1 protein-coding gene is annotated in these 302 nt (G+C 43.4%); it reads right to left on the bottom strand.

Features of this window, described 5'->3' with window-relative positions:
• A partial coding sequence (locus AB4585_RS28405) for a hypothetical protein (protein ID WP_372172107.1) occupies positions 1-220 on the bottom strand: 220 nt, incomplete at its 3' end.
• Between the last annotated feature and the right edge of the window lie 82 nt (positions 221-302).

The following is a 302-nucleotide window of genomic DNA, read 5'->3' as shown; positions in this document are numbered from 1 at the left end:
GTTCAGTTAGGTTGATTTTCTTACAGTCTACTTCGATCGACATTTCAAGAAAGATGATGTCGTCGTTGGGCTGAATGGACGATTTGGCGTTGCCTGCGGTGTCGAGTCCGCTTAGGTTCAAATCAACATCAGTAGAAAGAGAGTTGTCTGGTAATTTCTCATCGGAGAAGTTTAGGTCGTCTTCGATGTTGAGTTCGCTGTTGTCTTTTTCGTTGTTCATTTGATTTTGATTCCAAGGTTGTTGTTTTGGGTGATGATGCTGCCCGCGAGCATCTGTTGATCTTCAAGTCGAAGCGTAATGT

It is taken from the genome of Vibrio sp. 10N.222.49.C9 (assembly GCF_041474985.1).
GTDB classification, from domain to species: Bacteria; Pseudomonadota; Gammaproteobacteria; order Enterobacterales; family Vibrionaceae; genus Vibrio; species Vibrio crassostreae_C.
This window is presented reverse-complemented; position numbering and strand designations above follow the sequence as displayed.